The 9,174-nt window shown below is 70.5% G+C and carries 4 protein-coding genes; all 4 read left to right on the top strand.

The genetic code is table 11. The annotated features are described in order from the left end of the window. Positions 1-99 precede the first annotated feature (99 nt). The gene (locus tag ABZW03_RS31160) at positions 100-7,005 is read left to right on the top strand and encodes a polymorphic toxin-type HINT domain-containing protein (RefSeq protein ID WP_355265656.1); all 6,906 of its coding nucleotides are present in this window, start codon (positions 100-102) and stop codon (positions 7,003-7,005) included. Between the two features lie 129 nt (positions 7,006-7,134). After that, positions 7,135-7,599 carry a hypothetical protein gene (locus ABZW03_RS31155; RefSeq protein WP_355265654.1) on the top strand — a complete coding sequence of 155 codons (465 nt, stop codon included), beginning with the start codon at positions 7,135-7,137 and terminating at the stop codon, positions 7,597-7,599. A gap of 112 nt (positions 7,600-7,711) precedes the next feature. After that, positions 7,712-8,353 (top strand): hypothetical protein, encoded by a 642-nt coding sequence (locus ABZW03_RS31150; RefSeq protein WP_355265651.1) that lies wholly within the window; start codon positions 7,712-7,714, stop codon positions 8,351-8,353. A 139-nt stretch (positions 8,354-8,492) separates the two neighbouring features. Beyond that, on the top strand, positions 8,493-9,086 hold the full coding sequence (locus tag ABZW03_RS31145) for a DUF4291 domain-containing protein (protein ID WP_355265648.1): 594 nt from the start codon (positions 8,493-8,495) through the stop codon (positions 9,084-9,086). Positions 9,087-9,174: the final 88 nt, after the last annotated feature.

Below are 9,174 nucleotides of genomic sequence, written 5' to 3'. Positions count from 1 at the left end.
CCGGCGTCTTACCCCCCCCCTGCCGGGGGCCGGGGGGCGGCCCCCCGCCGGCCCCGCGGTTCGTCACACCCCGTTTCCCCCAGAGGAGTTGTTCCACCCATGAGCAGGAAGAGGTCGGTGCTGCGGCTGCCGGCCCGCACCAGAGTGTCCGCGGTCGTCGCGGGCACCCTGGTCGGGTCGCTGCTGCCGGCACTGCCGCTGGCCGCCGTCGCGGCGGCCGCGGAACCGTACACCAAGCCCGCGGCGGTCTCACCCGAGAAGCCGGTCAAGGGCTCGGACGCCAAGACCAAGGGCCGCAAGGCCGACACCACCGTCAGCAGGACCGACGGCCAGCACGGCGCCCTGCCCGGCGCGGGCAGGGCGACCGTCGACGTGCCCGGCGAGAAGGGCAAGGCGGTCAAGGCCGGCAAACTGCCGGTCGCGCTGTCCTCCGCCGGCTCGGCCGGCAAGGCCGAGGTCGAGCTGCTCGGCCAGGACGCCGCCACCAGGGCCGGGATCAACGGCCTGCTGCTGACCGTCTCGGGCGCGGACGAGAACAGCGGCCTGGCCGTCGACTACTCGTCCTTCGCCCAGGCGGCCGGCTCCGGCTTCGGCTCGCGGCTGAAGCTGGTCCGGCTGCCCGAGTGCGCGCTGACCACGCCCGAGCTGCCCGAGTGCCGGGTGCAGACCCCGCTGCCGGGCGGCAACGACCCGGAGCACCAGACCGTCGCCGCCGACGCGCTGACCACGGCCCCGGCCGGGTCGATGCGCCTGCAGTCCACCTCCGGTGCGACGGTACTGGCCGCCACCACCGGCAGCGCCGGGCCGAGCGGCGACTACAAGGCGACGCCGCTCTCCAGCGCGTCGAGCTGGTCGACGGCACTGAACAGCGGTGCGTTCACCTGGTCGTACGACATGCCGCTGACCACGATGCCCGGCGGGCTGACCCCGAAGATCGGCCTGTCCTACAACTCCGGTGCGATCGACGGCCGCACGGCCAACAGCAACAACCAGGCCTCCTGGGCCGGTGACGGCTTCGACCTGTCGCCCGGCTTCGTCGAGCGCAGCTACAAGGCCTGCGCGGACGACGGCGCGCCGAAGACCGGCACCAACAGCCCGGGCGACCTGTGCTGGGGCACCGACAACGCGACCATCAGCTTCGCCGGGCACTCCGGTGAGCTGATCCCGGTCTCCGGTGACGAGTGGCGGATCAAGAACGACGACACGACGAAGGTCGTGCGCGTGCGCGACACCGGCCGCGGCAACGGTGACAACGACGGCGAGTACTTCCGCGCCACCACCACCGACGGCACCAGCTACTACTTCGGCTACAACCGCCTGCCGAACTGGTCGGCGGGCAAGCCGGAGACCAAGTCCGTCTTCACCGTGCCGGTCTACGGCAACAACGCCGGCGAGCCGTGCAACGGCGCCGACTTCGCCTCCTCCTGGTGCCAGCAGGGCTGGCGGTGGAACCTGGACCTGGTGGTCGACGCCCACGGCAACGACATCACGTACTGGTACACGCCCGAGACCAACAACTACGGCCGCAACCTGAAGGCCACCGACCGCACGCCCTACATCCGCGGCGGCCGCCTGGAGCACATCGAGTACGGCCAGCAGCAGGGCGACCTCTACTCGGCCACCGTCAAGCCGATGGGCCGGGTCGACTTCGGCACCGCCGAGCGCTGCCTGGAGACCACGGCCGGCACCTGCGACCCGGCGAAGATCGACGCCAACCGGCAGTACTGGTACGACACCCCGTGGGACCAGACCTGCAAGGACGGCACCGACTGCACCGGCCAGTACTCGCCGACCTTCTTCACCCGCACCCGCGTCACCCAGATCGCGGCCAAGACCCTGCAGGCCGACGGAAGCTACGCCACCGTCGACACCTGGGACCTGACCCACAAGTGGGGCACCGCCGACTTCGACTACCAGCTGCTGCTGGATTCGATCAAGCACACCGGCACCTCCGCCACCCCGTCCGTCGCGCTGCCGAAGACGACCTTCGCCTACAAGCAGCTGGCCAACCGGCTCGACAAGGTCGGCGACGGCCGCATGCCGTTCATCAAGCAGCGGCTGGGCACCGTCACCGACGAGCTCGGCGGCCAGATCGACGTCAACTACTCGGCCGCGGCCTGCGACTGGAACGCCCTGCCGACCCCGCAGTCCAACACCACCCGCTGCTTCCCGCAGATGTACCAGGCCTCCGAGGAGACCCCGGTCACCACGGAGTGGTTCAACAAGTACGTCGTGGCGTCGGTCATCGCCACCGACCGCACCGGCGGCGCACCCGACATGGTCACCCACTACACCTACCTCGGCGACGCCGCCTGGCACTTCGACGACGAGGACGGCCTGACCAAGGAGAAGCTCAAGACCTGGTCCCAGTGGCGCGGCTACACCCGCACCCGGGTGGAGACCGGCGGCGTCACGGGGATGACGACGCAGGCGGACCACTACTTCCTGCGCGGCATGGACCAGGACCGCAACAACCCGGCCGACAAGAACGCCAAGCGCACCGTCACCGTCGACGACGGCCAGGGCACCGTCCTGACCGACGACCAGGCCTGGGCGGGCTACGAGTACCGCACCGAGCAGTACGACAAGCCGGGCGGCGTGATCCTCGGCAAGAACGTCAACACGCCGTGGAAGCAGGAGACCGCCAAGCGCGTCCGCGACTGGGGCACCGCCACCGCCAACATCACCGGCAGCGCCGTCACCCGCACCTTCACCTCCCTCGACAAGGGCGCCGGCACCGCGTGGCGCGAGACCCGCACCAACAACACCCGCGACGGCTACGGCCGGGTCACCACGGTCGAGAACCAGGGTGACGTGGCGGTCCCCGACGACGACACCTGCACCCGCACCACGTACGCCGACAACACCGGCGCCTGGATCCTCACGGGCACCACCCGCGTCGAGGTGGTCGCCGCGAACTGCGCCACCGACGTCAACCGGGACACCCGGGCCGACGGCACCTCGGCGGTGCTCTCGGACATCCGCTACCGGTTCGACGGGCAGGGTTTCGGCGCGCCTCCCACCAAGGGCGATGTCACCCTCTCCCAGACGCTCAAGTCCCGCAGCGGCAACAGCGCCACCTACCTGGACCACGCCGCCGCCTACGACGGCTACGGGCGCTCCGTGAGCAGCACCGAGCTGGCGTCCAGCACGGTCTACGACCTCAGCGGTGCGACCAACCCGGTCACCACGGCCTCCCCGAGCGCCCGGACCAGCACCACCGCCCACACCCCGGCGACCGGCCGGCCCACCCGGTCGGTGGAGACCACCCCGCCCGCCAAGGCCGGGGACGCCACCACCACGCGAACCACCACCACCGACTACGACCTGCTGCGCGGGCTGGCCGTCGACAGCGTCGACACCAACAACCGCCGGACCGACGTCCTCTACGACGCCCTCGGCCGCACCCTGAAGGTCTGGCTGCCCGACCGCTCCAAGGCCACCGGGCAGACCCCCGACCAGGAGTACGCCTACACGGTCGCCGACAACCAGATCGTCTCCGTGGCCGGCAAGACCCTCAACGAGGACGGCTCCCAGCAGACCTCCTACACCCTCTACGACGGCCTCGGCCGGTTCCGGCAGGGCCAGGCCCCGGGCGACAACGGCGGCCGCGTCATCGCGGACACCTTCTACGACGAGCGCGGTCAGGAGGCACTCGCCTACTCCCCGTACTACGCCACCGGCGCGCCCTCCGGCACGCTGCGCAACATCGACGACACCACCGGCCTGGAGACCCAGGCGGCAACGGAGTACGACGGCCTCGGGCGGGTCGTCAGGACCACCGCGCTGGCCGGAAACGGCGTCGGCACCCCGCTGGCCAGCACGCTCACCGAGTACGGCGGCGACCGGGTCACCGTCACCCCGCCCACCGGCGGCACCCCCACCACGACCGTCATCGACGCGGTGGGCCGGGTCGTGGAGCTGCGCCAGTACAAGTCCGCCACTCCCACCGGCGCCTACGACGCCACCACCTACGGCTACGACCCGGCCGGCAACCTCACCAGGCTCACCGGCCCGGCCGGTACGGTCTGGACCTGGCAGTTCGACCAGCTCGGCCGGCGGACCAAGGCGGTCGACCCGGACTCCGGTACCACCACCAGCACCTACAACGACCGCGGCGAGCTGACCAGCACCACGGACGGCAGCGGCAAGACCGTCGCCACCGTCTACGACAACCTGTCCCGGCCGCTCGAGACGCACGACGGCTCGGCGACCGGCCCGCTGCTGACTTCTCGGGTCTGGGACCCGGTCGGCAACAAGAACGAGCTGTCCTCCAGCACCCGCTACAGCACCGTCAACGGCACCACCTACCAGTACAAGACCACCTACTCCCTGTTCGACACCCTCGCCCGGCCCACCCGCACCACCTACTCCGTCCCGTCCGTTCCCGGCCAGGAAGCCCTCGCCGGCACCTACGTCACCGGCACCATCTACCGCCTGGACGGCCAGGCCAGGTCCTCCTCCTTCCCCGCAGTGGGCAACCTCCCGGCCGAGTCGGTCGCGTTCACCTACGACGCCCTGCGTCGGCCCACCGCCGTCGAAGGCCTGACGAAGTACCTCACCAACCAGACCTACAGCCTCACCGGCAAGCCGCTGCAGTCCACCCTCAGCAACGGCACCGCCGGCAAGGACGTGTACGTCACCAACGGCTACGAGTGGGGCACCCAGCGCCTCGCCTCCAGCCGCACCGACCAGTACGGCGTCACCGGCGCGACCCGCGCCGCCGCGTACACCTACGACCAGGCCGGCAACGTCACCTCGGTCACCGACACCTCGCGCTCCGGCACCGACCGGCAGTGCTTCCGCTACGACTCCCTGGCCCGCCTCACCGAGGCCTACACCCCCGACACCGGGAGCTGCACGGCGCCCAGCGGCGCCCAGCTCGGCGGCCCGGCACCGTACTGGACCAGCTGGACCTACAACACCAACGGCACCCGGGCCACCGAGACCCGCCACGACCCCACCGGCAACACCGGGCAGGACTCCACCACCACCTACACCTACCCCGCCCCCACGGCGACCCGCCCGCACAGCCTGAGCTCCACCTCCACCGTCACCGGCGCCGTCGGCGCACCGGTCGTGGAGAGCTACGACTACGACGCCGGCGGCTACACCACCGGGCGGCACCTCAAGCCGTCCGGTGACCAGTCGAGCGACCAGGCCCTGACCTGGGACCCGGAAGGCCGACTCGGCCAACTCGCCGCAACCGTCAGGACGACCAGCGGCAGCACCACCGCGACCACCAAGCAGACCACCGACTACCTCTACGACGCCGACGGCAACCGCCTCATCGGCCACACCCTCGACACCGCCGACCCGGCGGCCGAGAACTGGACCCTGTACCTCGGCGACACCGAGCTGAAGCTGGTCAAGGGCGCCGCCAAGGCCACCGCCACCCGCTACTACCCGCTCGGCATGGCCACCGCCGTCCGCACCGACGACAACCGCCTGACCTTCCAGGTCAACGACCACCACGGCACGGCCGAGGTCGGCATCGACGCCACCACCGGCGGCGTCGACCAGCGCCGTTCGCTGCCCTTCGGCGGCACCCGCGGCACCGCGCCGACCACCTGGGCCGGCACCCGGGGCTTCCTCGGCGGCACGGCCGAGCCCACCGGTCTCACCCATCTCGGGGCCCGCGACTACGACCCGGCCACCGGCCGGTTCATCAGCGTGGACCCGGTCCTCGTCGGCACCGACCCGCAGTCGCTGGCGGCCTACACGTACAGCAACAACAACCCGCTCACCCTCAGCGACCCGTCCGGCCTGCGCCCCGACGGCACCTGCGGCGGCACGGCCCAGTGCCGCACCCCCGAGGGCCAACTGGTCCAGGACTACTGGGCACCGGTCGGCGGCGGCGACTGGATCGTCGAGACCGTCAAGAGCGAGAAGTCGGTCCTCCCCGGCGGAGTGCAGATCACCACCGGCAAGACCGACTTCAACAAGCTGATCAACAAGACCAACGAGAACCTGAAGATCCTCCAGAAGCAGCGCCACCGCTTCGGCGAGGATCCGGAATCCGACACCCACGACTACATCGCGGCGGCCGTGAACGCCTGCCACGTGATCAAGGACTGCCGGAACACGCCGATCTACGGCGAGCTCTACGACCAGCTCATGGACTGGCAGTTCGCGAACGTCGCCCCGTTCGGTCCGAGCGAGATCGGCGCCGCCGCGAGCGGCCTCAGCAAGGGACTGTCCAAGTTCAGCAAGTCGGCCAAGGTCAAGCCGGACGCCACCTCCTGCGACAGCTTCCCGGTGGGCGTCACGGTTCGGATGGCGGACGGGACGACCAAGCCCATCGAGCAGTTGGAGGTCGGGGACCTCGTCCTCGCGACCGACCCGGAGACCGGGACGACGGCCGCCCGCGAGGTCGACGCCACCATGGTGACCCCGGACGATGCCGACTTCACCACGATCGTCCTCGCCGACGGTCGCGGTGAGATCACCGCGACCGACCACCACCCGTTCTGGAGCGTCAACCGGAACGCCTGGACGGACGCCGGAGAGCTCTCCCCGGGCGACGCCGTGCGCACCCCCGACGGCACCCCTGTCACCGTGGAACAGGTCCGACACTTCCACCTGGTCCAGCGCGCCTACAACCTGACCGTACGCGAGACGCACACGTACTACGTCCTCGCGCAGGACACACCGGTCCTGGTGCACAACTGCGCGATGCTGCGTGGTCCGAAGATCCCCAAGAACGTCAAGTTGCCTCGCGCGTTCGAGGGCTTGGACACCGCGCACGTGCGTGACAACCACTTCCCGGGCGGAAAGGGCGCGAACAGCAAGAAGAACCTGTGGCCCGGTGACATGGACGACGACGAGCTGACCGGCATTGCGCGCGAGGCTCTCCGGAACAACCCCAAGATCGTAGGCTACGACCCCAACACCAGGATGATCCAGGCGACCGCCAAGGTTCGAGGAAACGAGGTGCAGTTCCAGATACCCCACGGCGGCGGCGAGATGCGGTCCATCTATCCAACGGGCGTGTGGAAGGGCTGACGCGGCAGCAGACGGCATGATGCGCCGATGAGGGCGCCTCCGGGCTCGCAGGTCCCGCGTGCCCGGAGGCGCCCGCCCGTTCGGTCCCTGTCACCTGTCACCTGTCACCTGTCACCTGAGAGGACAGCTATGTTTCGCATCAACATTCCGACGGATGCTCTGGCCGTGGACAAACGGAATCCACTCTTCGTCTCCGGCGAGGCCTGGCTCGAGATCGACGGAATGGCCTTCCCGGAAGCCCGCTGGACCGACGCACCGCTCTCGGTCCTCGGCTCCATGCGGGAGGCGCTCGTCTGCGCACACGAGAGCGAGCTCGGCGAGATCTATTTCTTCGAGGGCCCCTTCTATGTCAAGTTCCTCCCCGAGAACACGTCCTCGGCGGAGCGCACCGTCGACGTGGTCGGGCTGCGCGACCGCGTCCCCCCGTCCCCCGACGAGGGTGACGAGATCGTGGTCCGGGCCTCCGTCCCACTGCGGGACCTCGCCGACAGCCACCAGCGGGTGGTCGGTGAGCTGCGCCGGTGGGCGACGGCGAACGAGGAGACCGAAGTGCTCGATGTGCTGGCCCGGATGAGTTTCCCGGGCCTCGAATGATCCACCGGCGGCCCCGGTCACCGAGACCATCCGGCACCGCCTGCAGCGCCTGCGCCGCCGGCGTCGCCCCGGGACCTGGCAGCATGACGACTCCCCGACAGAAAGACAACGGATGACATCCCTCGATGCATGGACCCGCCGGTACGTGGCGCCGCTGGCGAAGGCGGCCGGCCTGAGCCGCAAGGGCCTGGCGTACCGCTTGGTCGGGGAGAAGGGCGACCACGCCCTGCTGGAGTTCCGGACCCAGCGCCTCACTACGCCGATGACGGTGTTCACGGTCAAGGCGTTCATCGTGCCGGCCGCCTCCTGGGCATGGAGCTACCGAATGTCCTGGGAGTCCGCCAAGGAGAAGGCCCCGACCTCGTCGGCGGCGATCGTGGAGTGGACCGTGGCGGCGCCGAGGCACGTTGCCTACGAGCCCGACGAGGTCAGCCCCCTCAACGCGGACTGGGCATACGGCAGACGGATCGACCCCGATGCCGCCGGCCAGGCCATGGCGGAGGTCCTTCGGGAGCACACCCTTCCGACCCTGCGGCGGCTGCTCGACCGTGACGAACTGCTCGCGGAGATCTGCAATCCCGGTTTCACGTTCCACCGCGGCCGGCCGCCCGGCTGGGCCCGGATGATCCTCCGGGTCGACGAGGCCTCACCGGCCGAGCTCGAGGAACTGGTCGGCCAGGTTGAGACGGTCTCTCCGGTCGTGGACGAGTTCATCGCCTGGGCCCGGACCCGGGCCGCCGAACGCAACGGATGACCAGCGGGCGCCCGGCCGGGTTCCGGCCGCGCGCCCGTTCCGTATCCGGCCGTCCGCCGAGGAGCGGGACTTCTGCCGATACTTTCGGACCCGGAAAAGCGCTGGCGCGGGGCGTGGTCGGGCACCGATCCTGGTCCGCGTGCCAGAACCGATGCATCAGATCCGCGCCCTCCACACCGACACCACCGTGACCGTCTACCAGGCGTACCCCCCGGAGATCGGCCTGCCCGCCGCGCGGGACGGGCGGTTCCCGGCGGCGTGGAAGCGGGACCGGATGACGTGGATCAAGCCGTCGTTCCTCTGGATGATGTACCGCTGCGGGTGGGCGGCGAAGGAGGGCCAGGAGACCGTCCTGGCGGTCGAGATCACCCGCGAGGGCTTCGAGTGGGCGCTGCGGAACAGCTGCCTGTCCCACTACGTGCCCGGGCTGCACCCCGACCAGGCCACCTGGAAGCGCGAGTTGAAGCGCTCACCGGCCCGCGTCCAGTGGGACCCGGAACGCGGGCTGCGCCTGCAACCGCTCCCCCACCGCTCCCTCCAGCTCGGCCTCGCCGGCGAGGCCGCCGCGCGTTACGCGGACGAGTGGATCGTCTCGATCACCGACGTCACCGCCCTCGCCCACGCCATCCACGCCCACGTGCGCAACGGCGGCCTGGACGCCGCCCGGCAGCTCCTCCCCGCCGAGCGCCCCTACCCGTCCGGCGACACGCTCCTGGCCCAGCTCGGCGCCTGAGAGAGTGTTGGGTAATCGGGTGACTACTGGTGCTTGAGGTCGTCGGCGAGGCGGCGGGCTGCTTCGGTCTCGATGGGGCCGCGTGGTT

This window comes from Kitasatospora sp. NPDC004799 (assembly GCF_040609095.1).
Classification (GTDB): Bacteria; Actinomycetota; Actinomycetes; order Streptomycetales; family Streptomycetaceae; genus Kitasatospora.
Note: the sequence above shows the minus strand (reverse complement) of the source record. Positions and strands in the feature narration are given on the sequence as shown.

What these genes read in the sequence shown, in the direction of transcription:
- ABZW03_RS31155 (WP_355265654.1), top strand. Translation starts at nt 7,135, where the DNA reads ATGTTTCGCATCAACATTCCGACGGATGCTCTGGCCGTGGACAAACGG.
- ABZW03_RS31150 (WP_355265651.1), top strand. Translation starts at nt 7,712, where the DNA reads ATGACATCCCTCGATGCATGGACCCGCCGGTACGTGGCGCCGCTGGCG.
- ABZW03_RS31160 (WP_355265656.1), top strand. Translation starts at nt 100, where the DNA reads ATGAGCAGGAAGAGGTCGGTGCTGCGGCTGCCGGCCCGCACCAGAGTG.